The sequence below is a fragment of the Streptomyces flavusporus genome (assembly GCF_046267975.1).
In the GTDB taxonomy this organism is placed as follows: domain Bacteria; phylum Actinomycetota; class Actinomycetes; order Streptomycetales; family Streptomycetaceae; genus Streptomyces; species Streptomyces flavusporus.
In genome coordinates this window covers 3,278,390-3,299,914 of the sequence record NZ_CP176503.1, presented here as the reverse complement: position 1 = coordinate 3,299,914, position 21,525 = coordinate 3,278,390, and the positions used below count along the sequence as shown (strand labels likewise).

General features: G+C 70.9%; 24 protein-coding genes. 18 read left to right on the top strand and 6 right to left on the bottom strand.

Translation table 11 applies throughout. The annotated features are described in order from the left end of the window. The first annotated feature begins 383 nt into the window (after positions 1 to 383). The 10 genes from ACKTSN_RS15515 (at position 384) to ACKTSN_RS15470 (ending at position 8,795) form a co-directional block, all read left to right on the top strand. Entirely contained in the window at positions 384 to 947 is a 564-nt protein-coding gene (locus ACKTSN_RS15515) for a hypothetical protein (RefSeq protein WP_409469679.1), read from the top strand. After that, the gene (locus ACKTSN_RS15510) at positions 944 to 1,483 is read left to right on the top strand and encodes a cytochrome P450 (protein ID WP_409469678.1); all 540 of its coding nucleotides are present in this window, start codon (positions 944 to 946) and stop codon (positions 1,481 to 1,483) included. Before ACKTSN_RS15515 ends, ACKTSN_RS15510 begins: the two co-directional genes overlap by 4 nt. 5 nt (positions 1,484 to 1,488) lie before the next feature. Next, entirely contained in the window at positions 1,489 to 1,755 is a 267-nt protein-coding gene (locus tag ACKTSN_RS15505) for a ferredoxin (protein ID WP_409469677.1), read from the top strand. Between the two features lie 76 nt (positions 1,756 to 1,831). Continuing rightward, entirely contained in the window at positions 1,832 to 3,142 is a 1,311-nt protein-coding gene (locus ACKTSN_RS15500; RefSeq protein WP_409469676.1) for a cytochrome P450 family protein, read from the top strand. A gap of 102 nt (positions 3,143 to 3,244) precedes the next feature. Continuing rightward, positions 3,245 to 4,222 carry an L-tyrosine/L-tryptophan isonitrile synthase family protein gene (locus ACKTSN_RS15495; protein ID WP_409469675.1) on the top strand — a complete coding sequence of 326 codons (978 nt, stop codon included), beginning with the start codon at positions 3,245 to 3,247 and terminating at the stop codon, positions 4,220 to 4,222. Then, the gene (rfbA, locus tag ACKTSN_RS15490; protein WP_409469674.1) at positions 4,219 to 5,100 is read left to right on the top strand and encodes a glucose-1-phosphate thymidylyltransferase RfbA; all 882 of its coding nucleotides are present in this window, start codon (positions 4,219 to 4,221) and stop codon (positions 5,098 to 5,100) included. The genes ACKTSN_RS15495 and rfbA overlap by 4 nt, the downstream gene beginning before the upstream one ends. A gap of 5 nt (positions 5,101 to 5,105) precedes the next feature. Beyond that, a complete protein-coding gene (locus ACKTSN_RS15485; protein WP_409474836.1) occupies positions 5,106 to 5,708 on the top strand; it encodes a dTDP-4-dehydrorhamnose 3,5-epimerase family protein in 603 nt (200 codons plus the stop codon). Continuing rightward, positions 5,699 to 6,718: an NAD-dependent epimerase/dehydratase family protein gene (locus ACKTSN_RS15480; protein ID WP_409469673.1), complete on the top strand. Its 1,020-nt coding sequence runs from the start codon at positions 5,699 to 5,701 to the stop codon at positions 6,716 to 6,718. The genes ACKTSN_RS15485 and ACKTSN_RS15480 overlap by 10 nt, the downstream gene beginning before the upstream one ends. Then, positions 6,715 to 7,995: an NDP-hexose 2,3-dehydratase family protein gene (locus tag ACKTSN_RS15475; protein WP_409469672.1), complete on the top strand. Its 1,281-nt coding sequence runs from the start codon at positions 6,715 to 6,717 to the stop codon at positions 7,993 to 7,995. Before ACKTSN_RS15480 ends, ACKTSN_RS15475 begins: the two co-directional genes overlap by 4 nt. Positions 7,996 to 8,081: 86 nt before the next feature. Continuing rightward, a complete protein-coding gene (locus ACKTSN_RS15470; protein WP_409469671.1) occupies positions 8,082 to 8,795 on the top strand; it encodes a TetR/AcrR family transcriptional regulator in 714 nt (237 codons plus the stop codon). Between the two features lie 15 nt (positions 8,796 to 8,810). On the opposite strand, the gene ACKTSN_RS15465 is transcribed toward ACKTSN_RS15470, so the two are convergent. Next, positions 8,811 to 9,515, bottom strand: a complete 705-nt coding sequence (locus tag ACKTSN_RS15465; RefSeq protein WP_409469670.1) for an NAD(P)-dependent oxidoreductase — start codon at positions 9,513 to 9,515, stop codon at positions 8,811 to 8,813. Between the two features lie 219 nt (positions 9,516 to 9,734). On the opposite strand from ACKTSN_RS15465, the gene ACKTSN_RS15460 reads away from it, so the two are divergent. Then, positions 9,735 to 9,914 (top strand): hypothetical protein, encoded by a 180-nt coding sequence (locus ACKTSN_RS15460; protein ID WP_385513291.1) that lies wholly within the window; start codon positions 9,735 to 9,737, stop codon positions 9,912 to 9,914. A 52-nt stretch (positions 9,915 to 9,966) separates the two neighbouring features. Beyond that, on the top strand, positions 9,967 to 10,830 hold the full coding sequence (locus ACKTSN_RS15455) for a Rieske 2Fe-2S domain-containing protein (protein ID WP_409469669.1): 864 nt from the start codon (positions 9,967 to 9,969) through the stop codon (positions 10,828 to 10,830). 23 nt (positions 10,831 to 10,853) lie between these two features. Here the strand turns inward: ACKTSN_RS15455 and ACKTSN_RS15450 are convergent, their stop codons facing one another. Then, positions 10,854 to 11,066: a hypothetical protein gene (locus ACKTSN_RS15450; RefSeq protein ID WP_409469668.1), complete on the bottom strand. Its 213-nt coding sequence runs from the start codon at positions 11,064 to 11,066 to the stop codon at positions 10,854 to 10,856. A 122-nt stretch (positions 11,067 to 11,188) separates the two neighbouring features. On the opposite strand from ACKTSN_RS15450, the gene ACKTSN_RS15445 reads away from it, so the two are divergent. Further along, positions 11,189 to 11,842, top strand: coding sequence for a hypothetical protein (locus tag ACKTSN_RS15445; protein WP_409469667.1), 654 nt, complete (start codon positions 11,189 to 11,191; stop codon positions 11,840 to 11,842). A 221-nt stretch (positions 11,843 to 12,063) separates the two neighbouring features. Here ACKTSN_RS15445 and ACKTSN_RS15440 read toward each other — a convergent pair whose 3' ends face one another. The 3 genes from ACKTSN_RS15440 to ACKTSN_RS15430 form a co-directional block, all read right to left on the bottom strand. After that, positions 12,064 to 12,714: an FMN-dependent NADH-azoreductase gene (locus ACKTSN_RS15440; RefSeq protein WP_409469666.1), complete on the bottom strand. Its 651-nt coding sequence runs from the start codon at positions 12,712 to 12,714 to the stop codon at positions 12,064 to 12,066. A 94-nt stretch (positions 12,715 to 12,808) separates the two neighbouring features. Beyond that, positions 12,809 to 14,119 (bottom strand): FAD-binding oxidoreductase, encoded by a 1,311-nt coding sequence (locus tag ACKTSN_RS15435; protein ID WP_409469665.1) that lies wholly within the window; start codon positions 14,117 to 14,119, stop codon positions 12,809 to 12,811. Beyond that, positions 14,116 to 15,015, bottom strand: a complete 900-nt coding sequence (locus ACKTSN_RS15430) for an LLM class flavin-dependent oxidoreductase (protein ID WP_409469664.1) — start codon at positions 15,013 to 15,015, stop codon at positions 14,116 to 14,118. Before ACKTSN_RS15430 ends, ACKTSN_RS15435 begins: the two co-directional genes overlap by 4 nt. A 64-nt stretch (positions 15,016 to 15,079) precedes the next feature. Between ACKTSN_RS15430 and ACKTSN_RS15425 the strand changes: the two genes are divergently transcribed. Beyond that, positions 15,080 to 15,430, top strand: a complete 351-nt coding sequence (locus ACKTSN_RS15425; RefSeq protein WP_409469663.1) for a winged helix-turn-helix transcriptional regulator — start codon at positions 15,080 to 15,082, stop codon at positions 15,428 to 15,430. Between the two features lie 303 nt (positions 15,431 to 15,733). Here the strand turns inward: ACKTSN_RS15425 and ACKTSN_RS15420 are convergent, their stop codons facing one another. After that, positions 15,734 to 15,919, bottom strand: a complete 186-nt coding sequence (locus tag ACKTSN_RS15420; protein WP_409469662.1) for a hypothetical protein — start codon at positions 15,917 to 15,919, stop codon at positions 15,734 to 15,736. Positions 15,920 to 16,014: 95 nt separating this feature from the next. Here ACKTSN_RS15420 and ACKTSN_RS15415 point away from each other — a divergent pair, with 95 nt between their 5' ends. The 4 genes from ACKTSN_RS15415 to ACKTSN_RS15400 all read left to right on the top strand — a co-directional run bounded on the left by ACKTSN_RS15415 (position 16,015) and on the right by ACKTSN_RS15400 (position 20,213). Further along, positions 16,015 to 16,236, top strand: a complete 222-nt coding sequence (locus ACKTSN_RS15415) for a hypothetical protein (RefSeq protein ID WP_409469661.1) — start codon at positions 16,015 to 16,017, stop codon at positions 16,234 to 16,236. Positions 16,237 to 16,322: 86 nt separating this feature from the next. After that, positions 16,323 to 16,976 carry a hypothetical protein gene (locus tag ACKTSN_RS15410; RefSeq protein ID WP_409469660.1) on the top strand — a complete coding sequence of 218 codons (654 nt, stop codon included), beginning with the start codon at positions 16,323 to 16,325 and terminating at the stop codon, positions 16,974 to 16,976. A gap of 82 nt (positions 16,977 to 17,058) precedes the next feature. After that, positions 17,059 to 17,583: a hypothetical protein gene (locus tag ACKTSN_RS15405; protein WP_409469659.1), complete on the top strand. Its 525-nt coding sequence runs from the start codon at positions 17,059 to 17,061 to the stop codon at positions 17,581 to 17,583. Between the two features lie 254 nt (positions 17,584 to 17,837). Then, the gene (locus ACKTSN_RS15400) at positions 17,838 to 20,213 is read left to right on the top strand and encodes a GH92 family glycosyl hydrolase (protein WP_409469658.1); all 2,376 of its coding nucleotides are present in this window, start codon (positions 17,838 to 17,840) and stop codon (positions 20,211 to 20,213) included. Positions 20,214 to 21,525: the final 1,312 nt, after the last annotated feature.

Here is a 21,525-nt window from a genome sequence, read left to right as displayed (position 1 = left end):
TGGAATGCGAGCCTCGATTTCGAACGCCTTCCGCCTGATGGTTTCTGTGAGAGGATCCCCGAGCGACAGGCTGAGTGCGACGCGGTCGCAATGCCGTTGACCGACGACCGGCCAGTCCTGCTCGAAGAGCTTTCGTCAGATCTTTTGTTCCTCGCTGCCGGAATTCCGCATGACCCGTGCCCGGGGCATGCGTCGAGACCGCCACCACTCGAGTGCAACGGCTCCGCAGTTTCCGCATGCGACGGACCATTCACAGAAGGGGGAATGCCGTGACCGTCACGGATACGGCCAAAGACACTTCCAGGCCTCCGCAATACCCTTTCGGTCCCGTAGTCCGGCTCGAACTGAATCCCCGTTACTTGGAGCTGTGCCGGACCGAGCCGGTGTCCCGGGTCACCATGCCGTATGGCGGTGAGGCCTGGCTGATCACCGGATACCACGAGATCAAGGAGTTCCTCGCCGACCCCCGGTTCAGCTCCCGCTGGGCCACGGAACCCGACACCGTGCGGGTCACGCCCCTGCCGCTGAGCCCCGGGAACCTGCTCAGCATGGACCCGCCGGACCACGGAAAGATGCGCAAGATCGTCGCGCACGCGTTCCGGCCGCGCATCGTCTCGGACCTCACCGACCGGATGCGGGAGCTGGTCACCACGGAACTCGACGCGATGGAGGAGGCCGGCCCGCCCGGCGATCTCGTACAGCGGCTGGCGATTCCGCTCCCGGTCCGCATGATCGTGGAGCTGTTCGGCGTCCCCTACGAGGAACGCGCGGAATTCCGCAGGTACTCCGATGTCTTCGTGGCCACCTCCGCGCACACCAGGGAGGAGGTGAACGATGCCCGGGACGGACTCGAGCAATTCCTGCGCAAGCTGATCTCCATACGCCGGGCCAGTCCCTCCGACGACCTGATCTCCGTCCTCATCGAGGCGCTGGACGCGGGCAGATGACGGAGGTGGAGGCCGTCCGGACCGGAATCGGCATTCTCATGGCCGGCCACGAGACCTCGCTCAGCATGATCTCCAACGTGTCGTTCCTGCTGCTGGCCCAGCGCGATCTCTACGAACAACTCCTGGCGGACCGCAACCTGTTGGATCCCGCCATCGAGGAGATGCTGCGCATCATTCCGCTGCGCTCGACGGGCAGTTTCCCGCGCCGGGCCTCCGAGGACGTCGAGATCGGCGGGGTTCTCATCCGCAAGGGCGAGACGGTCATCTTCCAGCGGGCCGCGGGCGACCGCGACGAGCGGGTTTTCGAGGACCCGGAGACCATCCGCTTCGACCGTGAGCGCAATCCGCATCTCGGTTTCGGCCACGGCATCCACTACTGCCTCGGAGCGGCCCTCGCCCGCGCCGAACTCAAGGCGGCGATCGGCGGACTGCTCGACCGATTCCCCGGCCTGCGCCTCGCGGGCTCGGTGGACGACGTCCCGTGGAAGCCCGGCCTGATCGCACGCGCCCCGGAATCCCTGCCGGTCACATGGTGATGCCGGTGCCGTCCGGCCCTGGTGAGCGAGGCGAAACCCGCACCGGAGACCGGGCCCAGTGGCTGCTCGAAGTAGACCGGTACGCCTGCGCCGGCTCCGGTCTGTGCCTCGCCACCGCGCACGGCCGGCTGCGCCTGGACGCCGGCCGGGCCCGGGCGGTGGCCGAGCTGACCGACCCGGACGCCCGCGTGATCGACGCCGCGGAGATCTGCCCGGAGGCGATCACGGTACGCGACGCGCGGACCGGCGAGATCATCGCGCCGCAGCAGTGACCGGGCGGTCGAGAAGAACCCGGGGATTCCCGTGATTCCCGTGCCCACCTTTCCCTCAGGAAGGAAGCGCCCTGCCATGCCGAACTCCGAACCGCTGCCCCTCTACGGCAAGGAGTACAAGACCGACCCGTACCCGCTGTACCGAAAGCTCCGCGAGGAGGGCCCGGTGCACCGGGTCCACTTCCCCAGCGGCGTCAACGCATGGCTGGTCACCGGCTACGAGGCCGCGCACAGCGCGCTGAACGACGACCGTCTCGGCAAGAACCACGACCTCGGCAACAGCGCCTGGCGCGAGCGCGCCGCCATCATGCCGGAACCGCAGCACTCACAGCTCCAGGTCCATCTGCTGCACCAGGACCCGCCGAAGCACACGGTGATGCGGAAAATGGTCACCGAGGCGTTCGCCCCCCGCCATGTCGAGCGCATGCGGCCCCGGTTCGAAGAGATCGCCACCGAACTGCTCGACGCGGCCCTCGACAACCCCGATACCGGGGAGTCCGGGGAGCTCGATGTCGTCGGCGTCTTCGCCGCGCACTTCCCCTTCCGCGTCCTCGCCGAAGTGATCGGCCTGCCCGAGGCCCTGGCGGCGCGGTTCGACCGCGACTGGGGCAAGGTCGTGCAGCCCGTCGGCCCCACCGACCCGCAGCGGCCGGTGTACGAGGGGCGCCTGCGCGGGCTGCAGGGCTATATCGCCGAGGTCACCGAGGACAAGCGCCAGAACCCCGGCGACGACCTGCTCACCAAGCTCGTCGTGGCGTGCCAGGAGGGCGCGATCGGCAAGGAGGAGCGCGACTCCGTCGTCTTCCAGCTGCTGGTCGCCGGACAGGAGCCGGTGACCAACCAGATCACCACCGCCCTCGTGGCCCTGCTCCGCCACCCCGCCGAGCTGCGGCGGCTGCAGGACGCCGTGCGGGACGGCGAAGCGGGCGAGCAGGGGCTGCTGGCCCGGGCCGTGGAGGAACTCCTGCGCTACGACAGCGCCTTCGAGCTCACCACCTGGCGGTTCTTCGCCGAGGACGCCGACCTCTTCGGCACCCGTGTCCCGGCCGGCGACTCGGTCATCGTGTCGCTGAGCGCCGCCAACCGCGACCCGGAACGGTTCCCCGACGCCGACACCCTCGACCTGGACCGCACACCCAACCCGCACCTGGCCTTCGGCCACGGCATCCACTTCTGCCCGGGTGCCGCCCTTGCCCGTATCGAACTCCAGATCGCCCTGCGCGCGCTGCTCACCCGGCTGCCCGGACTGCGACTCGCCGTCGCGGACCAGGACCTCGAGTGGATCGGCGCCGTCCTCGCGCGCGGCGTCAACCAACTGCCCGTCTCCTACGGCACCTCACAGGCAGCTCCGGCCACCGGCTGCCCCGTACGGCACCGAACGAACTGAGCGTCCGGCCGCCGTCCCCCGGCCACGTACCGCAGAACTGCCACCCGACGGCATCTCTGCGTCCAGCCTTCAGCGGAAGCGAGTCGATGACCCATGTCCCAGATGTCCACCACCTTCACCCATGCCTCCGCGGCCGAACGCGTCAGCCGCGAGATCCTGGAACTGCTGCTCCCGCACCGCAGGGCCGCCGAGCCCGATCCGCACCTGGACACCGCCCACGACTTCCCGGAGCAGCTGCGCCAGATAGGCGACTTCGTCCGGCGGGACGAACCGGTGATCTTCAGCCTGCCCGGCTTCCCCTGCAAGTCGCCCAACCCGGACAAGGTCCTCAGCCACTTACCGGACCACGGGGAGCGGCTGGCGCTGCGCTTCCTGGGCTCCCTGTGCGCGGAGATCGGCAAGGTGTACGCCCCCGGCGCGAAGATCCTGATCTGCTCCGACGGACATATCTTCGGTGACGTCATCGGCGTCCCCGACGAGCACATCGACGCCTACGGCAGCGAGCTGCGCGCGATGATCCGCGCCGAGGGACTCGACGCGCATCTCGACACCTTCGACCTGAAGGACGTCTACGGCCCCGACCTGTCGTACGACGAGAAGCGCAAGGTCGCCGCCGAGACCCTCGGCCCGTCGGTCGAGGAACTCCGCGAGGAGGTGCGCAGCGACGAGTCCACCCTGCGCATGTACCGCGGCATCACCAAGTTCCTGATGGAGGACGTGGCGGAGTGGGACGGCTCCCGCTCGGCGCTCCAGCGGGACTGCCGCCGCCGCGCCTACGAGGTCATCGTCCGCAGCCGGGCCTGGGGCGAGCTGATCGCCGAGCACCATCCGCGCAACGTCCGGCTGTCCATCCACCCGCAGAGCCGCGGTGAGGCCAAGTTCGGTATCCGGCTGGTCGGCGCGGCCGACGTGTGGACCACGCCGTGGCACTCCGTGGTGCTCCGGCACGCCGACGGCACCTGGCAGCTGATGCACCGCCGGGACGCCGAGCGCCTGGGCCGCGAGGTGTACGAGGACGGCCGGCCGAGCCACTTCGAGGCGACGGCTGCCGACGGGGCGGCCGAGGGGACCGGCGCATGAAGGGGATCATCCTGGCCGGCGGCCACGGGACCCGGCTGTATCCGATCACGCTGGGCGTCTCGAAACAGATGCTGCCGGTCTACGACAAGCCCATGATCTACTACCCGCTGTCCGTGCTGATGCTGGCCGGCATCACCGAGATCCAGATCATCGCCGCCCCGCAGGACGTTCCCGGCTTCCAGCGGCTGCTCGGCGACGGCTCCCGGCTCGGACTGCGGCTCACCTACGCCGAACAGGACAAACCCCGGGGCATCGCCGACGCCTTCGTCGTCGGCGCCGAGCACATCGGCGACGACTCCGTCGCGCTGGTCCTCGGCGACAACCTCTTCCACGGGCCGGGCTTCGGCGAGATCCTGCGCACCAGCGCGCGGGACATCGACGGCTGCGTCCTGTTCGGCTACCCGGTCGGCGACCCCGAGCGGTACGGGGTCGGCGAGGTGGACGCCTCCGGCCGTCTCCTGCGCCTGGAGGAGAAGCCCGAGGCGCCGCGCTCCAACCTGGCCGTCACGGGGCTGTACTTCTACGACAACGACGTCGTCGACATCGCCCGCGGGCTGCGCCCCTCCGACCGCGGCGAACTGGAGATCACCGACGTCAACCGGGCCTATCTGGAGCGCGGGAAGGCCGAGTTCGTCCAGCTGGGCAGGGGCTTCGTCTGGCTCGACACCGGCACCCACGACGCGCTCACCGAGGCCGGCCAGTACGTGCAGATCCTCTCCCGCAGACAGGGCGTGCGCATCGGCTGCATCGAGGAGATCGCCTGGCGCATGGGGTACATCGACGCCGACACCTGCCACCGGCTCGGACTGGCCCTGTCCCACTCGCCGTACGGCCAGTACCTGCTGGAGATCACCACTGCCAAGGAGAAGAGCGAGTGAGCGTCATGCAGGTGCGCACGCCGGCCATCGAGGGCGTCCGCGAGTTCACCCCCCAGGTCTTCGGGGACGACCGGGGATGCTTCGCGTCGCCGTACCAGGAGGCCACGTTCTCCGCGGCCCTGGGCCGGCCGCTGTTCCCGGTCAGGGACATCAGCCACAACGTGTCCGCCCGCGGGGTGCTCCGCGGCATCCACTACACCGCCACCCCGCCCGGCCGGGCCAAGTACGTCTACTGCCCGTACGGACGGGTGCTGGACTTCCTCGTCGACCTCAGGGTGGGGTCGCCCACCTTCGGCCGGTGGGAGGCCACCGAGCTCAGCGGCGCGGACTGCCGTGCGCTGTACATCCCGGTCGGCGTCGGCCACGCCTTCCTGTCCCAGCAGGACGACTCGATCGTCGTGTACGTGATGTCGGAGGGGTACGTCCCCGAGCACGAGCTGGCGGTGTCCCCGCTGGATGCGGCGCTCGGCCTGCCGCTGCCCGACGCACCCGAGCTGCGGCTGTCCGCCCGGGACAGCAGCGCCCCCACGCTCGCCGAGGCGCGGGAGAAGGGCCTGCTGCCCGCCTACGACACCTGCCGTGAAGTGGAGGCCGCGCTGTGGCCGTGACCCCCACCATCGCCCTGCTCGGCGCCACCGGCTTCGTCGGCTCGGCCGTCCTGCGGGAACTCGCCGCCCGCCCGGTCCGGATCCGGGCGGTCTCCCGGCGCCCCGCGGCCGTCCCGCCCGGGGCACGCGCCGACGTCGAGGTACGGGCCGCCGACCTCACCGAGCCGGGCGAGACGGCCGACGCCGTGGCGGACGCCGACGCGGTCGTCCTCGCCACGCTGTACAGCTCGGCCACCGCCACCTGGCGGATCGAGGACGGCGACACGGCCGCCGAGCGGGTCAACGTGGGTCTCGTCCGCGACGTCGTCGACACCCTCGCCGACCGTCCGGCCGGGCCCCGCACGAAGGTCGTGTTCACCGGCGCCGCGTCCCAGGTCGGCCCGACCGGCAAGGCGGTCCTCGATGGCACCGAACCGGACCGCCCGAAGGGCCCGTACGACCGTCAGAAGCTGGCCGCCGAGCGGCTGCTGCTCGACGCCGACGCCCGCGGTGTGCTGTGCGGGACGTCGCTGCGGCTGCCCACCGTGTTCGGGCCCGGCGCCGGGCCCACGGCCCGCGACCGCGGCGTCGTCTCGGCGATGGCCCGCCGCGCGCTGGCGGGGGAACCCCTGACGATGTGGCACGACGGGACGGTCCGCCGCGACCTGCTGTACATCGACGACCTGGCCCGCGCCGTGGTCGCCGGCCTGGACCACGCCGAGGCGCTGGCCGGGCGCCACTGGCTGCTCGGCACCGGCGAGGGCCGGCCCCTCGGGCCCGTCTTCGAGCAGGTCGCCGACCTCGTCGCGGAACGCACCGGGCGGCCGCGCGTACCGGTGCTGTCGGTGCCGCCGCCCGAGCACGCCGAGGCCGGGGACTTCAGCAGCATCACCATCGACGCCTCCGCGTTCCGGTCCGTCACCGGCTGGGAGCCGCGCACCGAGCTCGGCGAGGCGCTGCGGCGGACGGTGCACCATCTCGCGGACGAGACGGATCCGGCCGAACAGGCGGTCGGGGGAGGCCGGGCATGAGCACCGCCGCGCTGCTGCGTCCCCGGGTCGCGGCGGACCTGCCCGCGCGGCTGGCCCGGTCCGCCGCCGTGACCGGGGCGGGCCATCACCTGCGTACGCAGGACGTCACCAGCTGGCTCGCCGAGCGGGCCCGCGCCCACCGCTTCACCGTCCGCCGGGTGCCGCTGGACCGGCTCGAGCAGTGGTCCTTCGCCCCCGGCACCGGTGACCTCGTGCACCGCAGCGGCCGGTTCTTCGCCGTGCGCGGCCTGGCCGCACGGGTCGACGAGGGGCCGTACGGCAGCTGGCAGCAGCCCGTCATCCACCAGCCGGAGGTGGGCATCCTCGGCATCCTCGCCAAGGAGTTCGACGGCGTCCTGCACTTCCTGATGCAGGCGAAGATGGAGCCCGGGAACCCCAACCTGATCCAGCTCTCGCCGACCGTGCAGGCCACCCGCAGCAACTACCAGCGCGTGCACGCCGGTTCGTCGGTGAAGTACCTGGAGCACTTCACGGGCGCCCCGCCCCACCTGGTGCTCGCCGACTCGCTCCAGTCGGAGCACGGTGCCTGGTTCTACCGCAAGGCCAACCGCAACATGCTGGTCGAAGCCGCCGACACCGAGGTGCCGTGCGGCCCCGACCACATCTGGCTGACCCTCGGCCAGCTCGGCGAGCTGCTGCGGCTGGACAACCTCGTCAACATGGACGCCCGTACCGTCCTGGGCTGTCTGCCGCTGCCCGAGACCGAGGCGGGCGCCCTGCACTCCGACCTCGAACTGCTCTCCTGGTTCACCGCCGAACGCGCCCGGCACGACGTCGACGTCCGGCTCATGCCGCTCGCCGACGTCGAGGGCTGGACCCGGGACGCGGACGGCATCCGCCGCCCCGACGGCCGCTTCTTCAAGGTCACCGGTGTCGCCGTCGAGGCCGGGAACCGCGAGGTCACCGGCTGGTCCCAGCCCCTGATCGAGCCCTGCGGCACGGGCGTGGCGGCCTTTCTGTTCCGGCGCCTGGGCGGCGTACCGCATCTGCTCGTGCACGCGCGCGTGGAGGCGGGATACCTGAACCGGGTCGAACTGGCCCCGACCGTGCAGTGTGCCCCACGCGACTGGGAGCCGGTCCCCGCCGCGGACCGGCCGCCGTTCCTGACGGCGGTCCTGCGGGCCGCGGAGCAGGGCGGCGCACCCTACTGGCCTGCGTCAACTCCGGCTCCGTACGCCTGTGAGAGGGGCGGCCGCCACCGGGCGGCCGCCCCGCGTACCTGCGCGTCTTCGAGGTCTCGAACGATGATCGGGTAACCAGTACATTGATCGAGCGCGCCGATCAATGTACTACCATGAGGCTCGCCCCTACGAAGAGCCGGGAAAGGGCGGTGGGTGTCATCGTGAGCAAGCCGCGGAGCAGCGGTCGCGCGAGCTCCGGAGCCGCGCAGAGCGTCTGGCTGCGCCGCCCGCCCACGCCGCGCAACGAGCCGCCGCTGTCCAGGGAGCGCATCACCGGGGCGGCGATCGCCCTGCTGGACGAGGAGGGCATGGAGCGGTTGACCATGCGCCACCTCGCGGAGCGTCTCGGAGTCGGTGCCACGACCCTGTACTGGCACATCGACACCAAGGACGACGTCATCGACCTGGCGATCGACGCCATCTTCGCCGAGGCCCCGCTCCCCGATGGGGACACCGGTAGCTGGCAGGAGAACGTGGTGGCCCTCCTCTCCGGATGCCGGGCCATGCTCCTACGGCACCCGTGGTCCGCCGCGCTGCCGCTGCGTCGCCGGCCGTCGATCGGGCCGAACTTCCTGACCTGGCTGGAGTTCCTGCAGGCGACCCTGGCCCGGGCCGGGTTGGAGGGGCGGCAGGTTCAGGCCGCCTGCTGGGTGCTGTACAACCACGTTCAGGGTTCCACCGCCAGTCAGTCCAGCCTGCGCTGGTCCGGCGCCGAACGGACCGCCGCGCAGGAGCAGTTGAGGATGCGGCAGGAGCAGTACCCCACGCTGGTCGAGTACGAGTACGTGCTGGACGACGCCTGGGACGAGAACTTCGAGCTCGGCCTGAAGTACGTCCTCGACGGACTGCAGGCGCAGATCGCCGCCTCGCGCTGACGCCCGGTCCGGCGGTTACTTCTTGTTGCCGCCGATGTGCAGGGCCTCCTTGACGAAGACCTGGAAGTAGCTGGGTACGCCCTGGGTGGTGATGACCTCGACGGTGGCGCCGACGTTGCGGTTGTCGACGCCTTCGCGGACCAGTGCGTCCGCGAGGTCCTTGCGCGAGGTGAACCAGCCCGGGTGGCGGGTTGTGCTCACGACGTAGTCGGTCGTGGTCGTACCGTCGAAGAGGCCGGCGGGGCGGATGATCGTCCAGTCCAGGTCGCCGGCGCGCACGATCTCCTCCATCCGGGCCGCGTCGTCGTACAGGGGGCGGCCCATCCTGAGCAGCACCGGCACGATCAGCTTCCGGAAGATGAAGGCCTCACCGGGGGCGTCCTCGTAGTTGACGCCGATGGAGCTGACGCAGACCAGCCGCCGGATGCCGTGCGACTGCATGGCCTGGACGACGTTCGCGGTGCCCTCCGAATAGACGGTCACCGGCTCCTTGGTGTACGGCACGCCGACGGTGGAGATGACCGCGTCATGGCCGGCCACCGCGTGGTCCACGGCCTCGGCGTCCATGATGTCCGCGCCGGCCACCCGTAACGCGGCGCCGCTCAGCGGGAAGGCGTCGGGTCGGCGGGTCACGGCGGTGACCGAATGGCCCTCGGCGAGCGCCTGCTCCGTGGCCAGCCGCCCGGTCGGGCCGTTCGCGCCGAAGATGACCAGTTTCACGAGTTCCTCCTGTCGGCCGACTTTGTGCCGGACAACGATCGGGTATTCGTACAGTGATCCAGCTCTAGAACAACGTACCAGTCCCGGATCGGGGGTGAGGAGCGGGGGTTTCGCACTTCGACATGCGGCGCACGCACCTGGACTCGTCCCGGTCGGCCTCGGGCTTCTTTCGCACCGCCGAAGGTGGATTATGGGGTTAGCGAGCGAAGGAGGCCCGTCATGCAGTCCAGAGCCTCGGATTCCGACCAGTGGCTGTACGCTCTCACCCCGTCGCAGGCCGAAGGCGAACGCAACGAACCGGGCGAGCGCAGCGCCATGGAACAGCACCCGGACGTGCCCAGGACCGAACCCTCCCAAGCCGAGGGCGAGCGGATGGAAGACGTCTCGAGGAGAGAGTGAGCCACCGGGACGGGGGCCGTTTTTGCCGGGGTGATCGGGTAACCCGGCGTACATGCGCAATCCCCTGTCGAAGATCGAAGCGCTGGAGGACGCCGACCGCCTCGACCGCATCGCGACCCCCGTACGGACGCGCGTCCACGCGCTCCCCCTCGGGCCCGTACGGGACGCGCTGCGCGGCCGTTGGCAGGGTCACCCGCTGCACCCGGCGCTGGTGCAGGCTCCCATCGGGGCCTGGACATCCGCTGCGCTGCTCGATCTGACCCGCGGCAACGAGCGCGCTGCCCGACTGCTGGTCGCCACGGGGCTCGCCACCGCGGTCCCGGCCGCGCTGGCGGGGGCCGTCGACTTCGCGGACCAGTTTCCCGAGCAGGAGCGCGTGGGCGTGGTGCACGCGGCGGCGAACACCACGGCCGTCGCCTGCTACGCGGCCTCGCTCGTGGCCCGCAGCAGGGGGCGGAGTGGCCGGCTGCTCGGCTTCGCCGGACTGGCGGCCGCCACGGCCGGCGGGTTCCTCGGCGGCCACCTGGCGTACCGGCAGGCGGCCGGCGTGAACCACAGCCAGTCCGTGCCGCACCTGATCTACGAGGGCTGGCATCCGGTCGGTGACCCGGAGGAGTTCCCGCGCGGCAGTGTCGTCCGGCGGATGGTCGGGGAGGTCCCTGTGCTGCTCGTGCGGGACTCCGAGGGCACCGGAGAGCTGCACGCGCTGGCGGACCGGTGCGCCCACCTCTCGGGTCCCCTGTCCAAGGGCGAGATCAGCGACGGCTGCGTGATCTGCCCCTGGCACGGCAGCACGTTCCGGCTCGCGGACGGCGCCTGCGTGGCCGGACCGGCCACGGCACCGCAGCCTTCCTTCGACGTCCGCCTCAACGACGGTCTGGTCGAGATCCGGCTGAGGGAGGGACACGCGCAGTGACGGTGCCGGGTGGCAGGTGGACGTCAGCGAGCGCAGCCGACGTCCAGCACCTCGATCACGTCACCACGGCGGGTGTACACAAGCCAGCACCATTCACCGAACGCTGCGGCCAGATCCGCGACCTGTGTCTCCGGGTCCTCGGCCACGGCCCGGATCAGCGCGATGATCTCCTCATGCACCTCACCCGGGATGTCGAACAGCACGTCAGCGGCCCGTTGGATCATTTGGACTTTCATGTCGACTCCCGCGACGCCAGGAGCACCTACGACCAGGGTTCCCAGACCACGATAAATCCAATTACTCCGTCCGCACCGGCGGCAAGTGGCCGATCCACGCCGACGGGCGCACGCTGGAAACCATGAGCGTGCACCCGTCCTCCGACGCTCCCCGCGTGCTGCCCGCGCTGTCCCCGATGCTGGCGGTGATCGGCCCGCCACCGGGACCGGAAGCCGAGGCCGAGTACGCGTACGAAACGCTCTGGAACGGGGCCCGCGTGATCGCCCACCTGCCGGGGAACGGCAGCCTGCGGCTGGTGGCCGGCAACGGGATGGACGTCACCGCCCAGTACCCGGAGCTCCAGGCGCTGGCCGCTCTGCTGCCCGGGCCGGAGGCGGTGCTGGACGGGGAGATCGTCGCCCGGGACCTCGAGGGCCGCCCGTCCGTGCAGCGGCTGCAGCAGCGCATGAGTCTGCACCACCCGGACGCGATCGCGCACGGCGCCAGGGACCTGCCCGTCAGGCTGATGCTCTTCGACATCCTTCATCTCGGGGAGCCGACCGTGCACCTGCCCTACACCGCGCGCCGCGACCTCCTCGACGACCTCGCGCTGTCCGGACCGGCCGTCGCCGTGCCCGCGGCGTGGCCCTCGATGGCAGCCGAGGCAATGGAGCAGAGCACCATCGAGGGCTACGACGGCGTGGTCGCGAAACGCCTCACCAGCCCCTACCTGCCCGGGCGCCGCTCCCGCGACTGGATCAAGATCAAGCACCTGGACTCGGACACGAACAAGTGATGACCGAGCACAAGGCCGGAACACGTCAGGAGTGGCTCGTCGCCCGGCTGGAGCCCAGTGGCTCGACCGCGCACCACTCGGCCGCAACGAGACCGGTTTCTGGTGGCGCCGCCACGACGAGTACGACAGCCGGTGACGCGTTGGGAGCCTGCACCAGCTCACGGGAACGCCGTGTGACGTCCTGATGGCAAGGACGTCACACGGCGTTCGAGAGGTGCCGTTTACGCGGCGAGGCGTTCGGCGAGCGTCTTCGCCTTGGTGGCCGCGTCCTGGAAGGCGCGGTCGCGGGAGGTTTCGAAGAGCGGCACCAGTTCGGCCATGGCCGGGACGTGCGGGGCCATGGTGAGTTCGGGGACGATGAAGTCCAGGTCGAGGGCGAGCATGTCGGCGAGGGTCGCCGTCAGGTAGTTCTGCACGTACTCGTAGGGCTCCTTCGGGGTGCCGGGGGCGTAGGAGCCGCCGCGGCTGGCGACGACGGTGACCGGGGTGCCCTTGGCGGAGGGGTTCTCGCCCGAGGTGCGGCCGAAGAGGATCACGTTGTCCAGCCAGGCCTTGAGGGTGGAGGGGATCGTGTAGTTGTACATCGGGGCGCCGATCAGCACCGCGTCCGCCCGCTCCAGCTCCTCGATCAGCTTCAGGCGTTCGGCGAAGGCGGCGGCCTGCTCGGGGGTGTGGGCGTCCGGATCGGCGAAGCCGGCCGTGTGGGCGTGGGCGGTGATGTGCGGGACGGGGTGGGCGGAGAGGTCGCGGTAGATGACCGTGCCCTCGGGGTGCTGTTCCTGCCAGGTGGTGCGGAAGGTCTCCGTGACGGCGCGGGAGGCGGAGGCGGAGGCGGGGAACACGGACGAGTCGATGTGCAGCAACGTGGCCATGGAGTGTCTCCGGTGAGGGGTGGCTTGGTAGGGCGGGTGTCCGCGGCGGGTGCCGGGGGGCTCGTGGTCGGTGAGGTGGTCGGTGGGGCCGTGGTCAGGCCGGCGGCCGGGGGCGCAGGACGCCGTCGGGGTCGTAGCGCTTCCACAGGTCGGTAACGCGGGTGCCGGTGGGTCCCGGGTAGGCGCGGGCGAGCGTCGCCTGGTCGGGGGCGCTCTCGAAGTTCACGTAGGCGCCGTCGGTGTGCGGGGCGAGGGGGGCCCAGGCGGCGGCCAGTGTGGCGGGGGCGTCGGGTGGGAACGCCGTGGCGATGACGAGGGTGTTCTGGTGGCGGTGGGCGAACGCGGTGGCCGAGGGGGCCGGGTCGTGGGTCGCGCCGCCGAGTGAACGCAGCTGGATCAGGACCGGGTGGGGGGCGGCCGACGCGGTGACCAGTGCGCGGGCGGTGTCCGGGGTCATGTCGGTGAGCAGCCCGTTGGTCGTGCTGGCGGGCATCTGGCCGGTGTTGGCGTGCAGATGGTGCGGTGGGACCAGCTCCGGGTAGGGGACGACGTGGGCCTGCTGGACCATCACGTCGCCGATGCCGAGGAGCGGTTCGATGGCGTCGCGGATGACGGACGGACGGTCCGAGGCCACGACCGCGGTGATGAACGCGGCGGCGGCGGTGCCCCGCGCGGACAGCGTCACCGCCGTCGACAGCTCGCGCGGTGCCCGCGCCATGACGTCGGCCCAGCGGCGCAGTGTCCGGCCGGCCGGGTCCACCGCGGCGATCAGCTGTGCGTGGCCGACGTCACGCAGTTCCATGGCCTCGATCTCGAAGGCCACCGCGATCCCGGCTCCCGCGCCGGCCCCGCGCATCACCCACAGCAGGTCGGGCTCGGCCTCGGCATCGGCGCGCACGGCGGTTCCGTCGGGCAGGACGACCTCGACGGCACGGACGTGGTCGATGGTGAGCCCGTACTGCCGCACCAGCCAGCCGACGCCGCCGCCGGTGGCGAGGCCGCCGACGCCGACGTTGCCGTGGTCGCCCGAGCTGATGGCGAGCCCGTGCGGGGCGAGCGCCTGGGCGACCTGGGCCCAGCGGGCGCCCGCCTCGACGCGGACCAGGCGGGAGCCGCGGTCGATGACGTCGACCCGGTGCAGCGCGCTCAGGTCGATGACGAGCCCGCCGTCGTTGGTGCCCCGGCCGGACAGGCCGTGTCCGCCGCTGCGGACGGCCACCCGAAGCCCCGTCTGCCGTGCGAGCCGCAGCGCCGCCGCGACGTCGCCCGCGGACTCGGGCAGGACGACGGCGGCCGGGCGGCCGACGGTGGTGTAGGTGGAGCGGAGCGGCCGGTAGCGGCGGTCGCCGGGCGTGACCACCTTGCCCGCGAGCTCGGCCGGCACGGCGGAGAGGGCGGCGTTCATCGCCCGCTCCGCAGGGCGTCGAGGCGTTCGCGCACCGCGGGCACGACCTCGCCGGCGAAGAGCGCGAGCTGCCGCTCGGGGTCGGTGGCGGGCCAGAAGACGAAGGTGTCGAAGCCGAGGTCGGCGGCCCACTCGGTGAGGGTGTCCACCCACCGCCGCACATCGCCGACGAGCCCGGGTCCGTCCCCGTGGCCGCCGATCACGCCGATCACGTTGTAGACGCGCCGCAGCGTCCGCGGGTCGCGGCCCGCGCCGGCGGCCGCCTCGTCGATGATCCGCTGCCGCGAGGGCACCTCCCGCGGCGGGACGTAGATGTTCAGCGGAGCGACCCAGCCGTCGGCCGACCGGCCGGTGACGGCGAGCATCCTGGGCTTCTGGGCGCCGAGCCAGAGCTCGACGGGCTTGGGGGGCACCGGTCCGGCGCGGTAGCCGTCGACGGAGTGGTACGGGCTGTGCAGTCGTACGACGTCCCCGGCCAGGGCCGTGCGCAGCAGCGCCAGGGACTCCTCGGTGAACGCCACCATGTCCTGGCCGCGTCGCGCCGGTCCGCCCATCGAGGCGATGGCGTCGGGGATGCCGCCCCCGCCGACCCCGAGCTGGATCCGTCCGTCGGTGAGCACGCTCAGCGACGCGGCGGCCTTGGCGAGCATCACCGGCGGCCGCAGCTGCAGGTCGGCGACGCCGGTGAGGAAGGAGATGCGGTCGGTGGCCGCCGACAGGTGCGTGATCAGGGTCCAGGCGTCGAGGTGGCCGGGCTGGTACGGGTGATCCTGGACGGCGAGGTAGTCGAGGCCCGAGTCCTCCGCCGTGCGCGCGAGGCGCCGGGTCTGGGCCCATGCCCCGGCGGAGGGGTCAAGGCTCACTCCGAAGGAGAGCGGGCGTCCGTAGTCGGTCATGAGTCCAGGGTGGGCCGGACCGCCCCGCCGGCAAAACAACGGGTAAGGTGCTAATCTTTTGTAAGTGAACTCCATTCATGACGACACCTGCCCGAGCTTCGAGGGCACCCTCGAAATGGTCGGACGCCGCTGGACGGGTTCGGTACTGCAGGCCGCCGCCCAGGGCGCCCGGCGCTTCGGCGAGTACCGGGCCATGATCGACGGCATCTCCGACCGGCTGCTCTCCCAGCGCCTGAAGGAACTCGAGGCCGCGGGCCTCATCGAACGCACCGTCATCCCCACCACACCCGTACAGATCCGCTACCAGCTGGCCCCGGACGGCCAGGCCCTGGTGAACGCCCTGCTCCCGCTCGCGCAGTGGAGCATGCACCGCTCGGGCCCCAGGGGTGCGCGGCGCGTTCCGTCGCCCGCGTAACCTCCTCGTCGGCGAGCGCGGCTCTGCCCGCGGGCAGAGTACTCGGTCAGGACTCCGCGGGTCGTTGCCGGCCGGTCTTCGTGTCCGGGTGGCTGGTGGGCCCCGCGGGGCGGTCAAGCGGAGATCATCGCCCACACGCGTCACGGCTCGGGCACGCCCCTGGGTCGAAGCACCGGGCCCATCCACCACCACACCATCGACGGCGATGGCCTCACCCCGACAGCAAGGCGCCCAGGCCCGTCAGCCGCAGGGCGAACCAGTGCTCGTTGACCAGGACGTACACGAGGTCGGGGGAGGCGGTGGTCAGGTCCCCGACCGCCCCCGGCAGCGGGATCGTGAGAGGTTCTCGGCCGGGCCGGGTCGGATTCCAGACCCGGTGACCTCGTCGCCGGGTTTGTTGGCGACCTTGGCGATCTGCCGGTCGTCCGGTTCGCCGTCGGAGACGGCCCTGGCCCGTCCGCCGTCGAGGTCCACGTCCACCGCCCGCATACCCCTGGTGTGTATTCACTCGGTTGCCTATACCCCTGGGCGTATAGGTTCCCCTCGGGGACGTCCCTCTGGGGGCCATTCCTGGGGAGACTCTCATGAACACCTGGCCGAAGATCACTGGCTTCGCCGCAGCACTCGCCGTCGTGTTGGGCGCGGCGTACGGAGTGGGCAGCCTCGCCGGGTCCGACGACGCGGATACCAAGGCGGGTACGCAGACGAGCCGTGAGGCAGAGGTGGCGGAGGCCGACGGCGCGGGCAATGCCGCAGAAGTACCCGAGGGCTGCAGGTTTCGGCCCACGGCTACTCGATCGACCTGAAGACCCCGCGGATCGAGCGCGGGCGCAGCGCCGAGATCCGGTTCGCCATCCTCGACGCGCAGGGGCGACCGGTCACCGACTATGAGGTGGAGCAGGAGGAGGAGCTCCACCTGATCCTGGCCTCCCGCGATCTGACCGTCTACCGCCACCTGCACCCCACGCGTACCGCCGACGGCACGTGGCGCATGCCCGTGAACCTGCCGACGGCCGGCGACTACCGTCTCTTCGCGGACTTCGCCCCGGCCGCCGAGGACGGTGAAAGCCTCACCCTGGGCACAGACTTGGCGGTCGCAGGGCACTATGAGCCGCAAGAGCTGCCCCAGCAGGTGAGCACCAGCAGGGCCGACGGCTACACAGTCACCCTGCACGGGGACCTCGACACCGGCTCCGCCCGGGACCTGACCTTCGAGGTTCGCAAGGACGGCAAGCCGGTGACCGACCTGCAGCCCTACCTCGGCGCGTATGGGCACCTGGTGGCGCTGCGCGCCGGAGGCCTGGCCTACCTGCACGTCCACCCCAACAGCGAAGCCGGTGGCGCCAGGACGAAGCCCGGGCCGACCGTCTCCTTCACCGCCACCGCGCCCAGCGCCCACACCTACCGCCTCTTCCTTGACTTCAAGCACGACGGCAAGGTGCGCACCGCGAACTTCACCGTCCAGGCGGGCCTCGGCGGCGACACCGTCGCCGAGGAGGCCGAGCACACCGAGGACGGCGGCTCGGCGGAGCACGGGCACGGGTGACGCGATCGAGGACGCCGGTGGGCGGTCTCCGGGCGTCGGTTATGTTCCCGGTCGGACGGACGGCAGGACGGAGGGAGAGGCCATGGCGCAGCACCTGGGGCCGCTGGAGCTGATCGGGGACCGGTGGGTGATCGGGGACCCGACACGGAAGGACGGCCTGTCCATCGTGCTCACGCCCGAAGGTCTGGAGCACCGCCGGCGCGGGGAGGTGGCACCACTGCTCGCCATGGAGTGGTCCAAGTTCGTGGAGCTGAAGGTGCGTGCCGCTTACCGGAGGTGGCATGTCACCCCCTTCGGAGGCTTCGTCGGGGGCTTTGCTCCCGGTGCCGACATGGGCCGCGACGGCTGCTCCCTGCACGGCATCCTGCGCCATCCGTACGAGCCGTGGTCGGTGCGGTACACGCATCATGAGCGCCGTTACACGGGCGGCCACGTCATTGTGCTGAAGGCGCTGTTCAACCAGCTCACCGAGGCGAAGGCGCTGGACCGGCTCGGCGATCCCGAGTGGCTGGGCGCGGCGGTTGCCAAGCTGTCGTCGTACACCTCGTGGTACGAGCCCAAGGGCAACCGTCTGGTGAAGGAGACCATCCAGAGTCTCGGCGCCTGAGCGGTCACCCAAGGCACCCGATCAGTCCGCGGAGGGCCTGGTGGGTCATCCGGTGCGGGCAGCGAGGAGTCGCCGAAGGAGGCCTTGCGGACCCATCCCCGCGGACAGGGCACGGCTGCGGGATCGATCCGTACAGCCCACAACTCCACTCGTACGGGTGAACTGAAGCGGCGACACCTGACGGGCCTAGGCATGATCCTCAGGTGTGATCAACCCGAAAGGGTTTGACGACGCCATCCCGCCAGGAGGCACCCGTGGCAGACGCGAAGCACCGAGCTCGCCGACGACTGACCGGGGCCTTCGTGGCGGCGGTACTCCTCACCGGAGCGCTCGACTCCCCCGCCTCTTCAGGAGGGGACTCCCCCGCCGGCAACCTCGCCGACCTCGTGAACCCGTTCATAGGCACCCGTAACGGTGGCAACACGTTCCCCGGCGCCGCCGTGCCGTTCAGTATGGTCCAACTCTCCCCCGACACCGGCCACTACACCGGCTATGACTGGGACCACTCCCGTATCCGCGGGTTCTCCGCGGTCCACCTCTCCGGTGTGGGCTGCCCCCTCGGCGGTGACCTCCCCGTCCTGCCCACGACCGGAGACGTCACCAGCACCGACAACGCCGTTTACGCCTCGGCCTTCAGCCACGACGAGGAGTCCGCCTCCCCCGGCTACTACCGGGTCCGTCTTGCCGACTACGGCGGAATCACCGCCGAGTTGACTGCGGGCGCGCACACCGGCCACCAGCGCTACGCTTTCCCGGCGACGGAGAAGGCCAACGTCCTGCTCAACACGGGACAGGCCCTGCACAAGGTCACCGACAGCAGGGTGCGCGTCCTCGACGACCGCACCGTCGCCACCACCATCACCGGCAGCGGCTTCTGCTCCCAGGGCACCGAGCCGTACACGGTCCACACCGTCACCCGCTTCGACCGGCCCTTCACTTCCCACGGAACGTGGAGGGGGGACACGGTCACCGACGGCAGCGACTCCTCCTCCGGTCCCGGACGCCGAGGCGCGTACGTCCGCTTCGACACCAGCCGCGGGGACCGCGACGTCGAGGCCGTCACCGCGATCAGCTACGTCGACCAAGCCGGCGCGGCCCGCAACCTCGCCGCCGAGAGCCGCGCCTCCTTCGACGGCACCGCGGCCGCGGCCCGGCGGGCGTGGGAGGTGCGGCTCGCGCAGGTCCGCGTACAGGGTGGCGGCACGGAACGGCAGCGCGCCTTCTACTCGGCGCTCTACAGGGCGCTGCTCCACCCCAACATCGGTGAGGACGTCGACGGCCGCTACACCGGCTGGGACAAGAAGGTGCACCGTTCGCAGGGCTTCACCTACTACCAGAACTGGTCACTGTGGGACACCTACCGCACCCAGGCGCAGTTGCTCGCCCTGCTCGCGCCGCGGGAGTCACAGGACATGGCCCTGTCGCTGCTGAAGGTCGACGAACAGGGCGGCTGGTTGCCCAAGTGGGGCTATGCCACGGTCGAAACCAACGTCATGAGCGGCGACCCGGTCACCCCCTTCCTCACCAACGCCTACCAGCAGAGGCTGTTGACAGGGCATGAGGAACAGGCCTACCGGGCGCTGAAGAAGAACGCGGACGGGGTCCCGCCCGCCGCCTCGCCGTACGTCGGCCGGGACGGCAACCCCATGTACCTGGCCAAGGGCTTCGTGCCTCACTTGCCGAAGAAACCGACGGAGAAGCAGGCCTGGCCCGACGTCCACCACGGTGCCTCCGCGACCCTGGAGTATGCGCTCGCGGATGCGGCGCTGTCCGAGATGGCCCGCGACCTGGGGCATGTGGCGGACGCCCGGCGCTACGCGGCCCGCGCGCAGAACTACCGCAACATCTTTGACCCGTCCACAGGGTTCTTCCGGCCACGGGACGACAAGGGCGCGTTCACGGGCTCGGCCGACCCGGCGCGGAGCGAAGGCTTCCACGAGGGCACGGCCTGGCAGTACCTGTGGCTGGTGCCGCAGGACCTGCCGGGCCTCACCTCCCTCCTCGGCGGCCGCGAGGCGACGGAGCGGCGCCTGGACGCCTTCTTCGCCTACAAACAGCATCTGAAGGACCCGGTGGGCACTGCGCGCGAGGTCTGGGTCAACGACCCTCACGCCTACGACAACGCGGACACGTACAACCCGAACAATGAACCCGACCTCGCCGCCCCCTACACCTATCTGTCGACCGGCAGCCCGTGGAAGACCTCCGACGTGGTGCATGCCGCGTTGTCCCTGTTCACGGACACGCCGGACGGGGTCACCGGCAACGACGACCTGGGGACGATGTCGTCGTGGATGGTGCTGTCCGCGATGGGCTTGTTCCCGGTGTTCCCGGGCACTGGCACCTGGGGTCTGTCGACGCCCGTGTTCGACCAGGTGGACATCGCGCTCTACCGCGGCTGGTACCCGCGCGGCCGCTTCCGGATCTCGGCACCCGGCACCAACGGAACCAACCGCTACGTGCAGTCGGCGCGCCTCGGCACACGTGACCTCGCGCGGACCTGGATCACCACGGACGACATCCGGGCCGGGCGGGACCTGTCCTTCCGCGTCGGCCAGCGGCCGTCGGGGTGGGGTACACGGCCGGCCGGCCGTGCCCCCAGCCGGGAAGTGAACGCTCCGGCCGGGTGAGCGACCCACGCTGGAAGCGCGGGTAGGCAGGTAGCAGATAGTGCGTGCCCCACGTCCACGGGAGGCCGCCATGCAGGAGCAGCACCGTCCATCGAGCACAGCGGGCCCCGTACCCATTCGCGGTGAGGGACGTACGGGCGCCGCCACCCGCGCAGCGGCACCGAGCCGACCACCGCGCGCAGCGCGGTCGGCCTGCGGCTGCTGCTGGCAGTGATCTCCACGCCGGTGTTCATCGCCGGTGCCGTGCTGTTCGGCTGGTGGGCGTCGGAGTCCCGGGGCAGCAGCATCCCGAGCTCCGGGGGCTCTAGGCACTCGCGGTCGTCTGCGCGGTGCCAGCCCTGGCGGACTGGCGGTCGTACTGCGCCGACTGCGCCGCGAGAGGGGCGCCCACCGCTGAGGCCGCTCGGCCGGGACCGGCGCCCCAGCGCCGCAGCCCGGACGAAGCGGCAGACCGAAATGCGCGGTGGCCGGCTGGACGCTCGTCTCTGATCCGCATGAGAGGACATCAGCTTGGGAAGCTTGGGTTTTCCAGCGGTGGTTTCGGGGCTGACCTGCGGCGGAGCGGTGCTGGCGTCCGGCCGGTCGTTGCCGCAGTTCTCGGTGTTCCCCGTGGTTCCCCGTACGGTCTGGCACGGTCTGGCACGACCGCTTCGTCCCGAACTATCGGCTGGGAGGTCAATGGAGTCATGTGGGCTCGTCAGTCGGCCATTGATGGCAGTTGGCGGTCGACTGCGGTCGCAGTGACGACACGCCCCACCTCGTGGACCTCACACCGGCCGAGGTCCGTCGTCTGCTGGCAGTTGAACCCCGCCGCCGTTCTGGACACCGCGAACACGCCCTGAGCTGGTCCCGCTGGAGGCGACGCCACCAAGCACGCTCCCGACTCTGTCATTACATGCGGCGGGGGCACTCGTTCGCGGGAGGGGTCTCCCAACACCACCCCGCACCCGCCGCACCCCCGCTACACTCCTCGCGACTAAGCCGCTGACCAGGCCAAATACAGAAGTACGGCTGGAGTATTAGCCCCTGGTCCGCATGGGTCGGGGGCTTCGTCGTGTCCCAGCCGTACGCCGTCGGCCGCTGGTTGCTAGGGGCCTCGACAGGCAACGTTTGCCCCGTCGCGGCGCCCGGCACGCCCTCTTGCGCACGGACGCCGCTCCTTAACGGGCAAACGTTTCCTGGGGCATTAGGTCGTCCGGGCGTCGTCGTTACTGCGGTAGGTGAACCTGCGCAGGAAGAACTGGGTGATGGCGCCGACGGTGAGTGCGTACAGCACGGTGCCGACACCCACGCTGCCCCCGAGTAGCCAGCC